This is a genomic window from Falsirhodobacter sp. alg1, assembly GCF_000739715.2.
Lineage (GTDB): Bacteria > Pseudomonadota > Alphaproteobacteria > Rhodobacterales > Rhodobacteraceae > Falsirhodobacter.
Genome location: NZ_BBJC02000100.1, coordinates 1 through 522, shown reverse-complemented (window position 1 = coordinate 522; position 522 = coordinate 1). Strand labels below are relative to the sequence as shown.

The 522-nt window shown below is 58.2% G+C and carries 2 protein-coding genes; both read left to right on the top strand.

Annotated elements, in window-relative coordinates; translation table 11 throughout:
• On the top strand, nucleotides 1-252 hold a 252-nt coding region (locus TR36_RS15900), incomplete at its 5' end, for an ATP-binding cassette domain-containing protein (protein ID WP_045393962.1).
• The coding region (locus TR36_RS14400; RefSeq protein ID WP_192841384.1) for a TolC family protein at nucleotides 191-522 on the top strand (332 nt) is incomplete at its 3' end. The genes TR36_RS15900 and TR36_RS14400, both read left to right, overlap by 62 nt.

Genomic DNA, 522 nt, shown 5'->3' with positions numbered 1-522 from the left:
ATAACGCTGGACCTGCAGCCCGGCGAGGTTCTGGGAATTGTCGGGGAAAGCGGTTCCGGCAAATCGACGCTTGCCAAAGCCATGACCGGGCTGAACCGTTTTGACGGGCTGATCGAATTCGATGGAAAGCCCGTGCGCGGCCTGTCCGATATGGACCGCGGTTATCGTCGCGATGTGCAGATCATATTTCATGTCCCTGTCCCTCACCGGATCCTTTACGCCGGTAAATGTGAATGGTCGTGGCAGCTATAAAACATGGAGCTTCGGGCCGACACTCAGCCTGCCGATCTTCTCGGGCGAGAACAACGCAAATCTGACCATCGCCGAATCCCAGGCCGTACAGGCCCGGCTCGGGTATCAGGCAACGGTACTTGGCGCGGTAGAAGAAGTCGAAAGTGCGCTGGCAGCCTATAACCGCGACAGCCGCAACATTTCCGCGCAGCGTCGTCTGGTGGATGCGGCGCAGGAAACGGTAACGCTGTCGCGGACCAGCTTCGATATTGGGGATACGGAGTTCTTCAC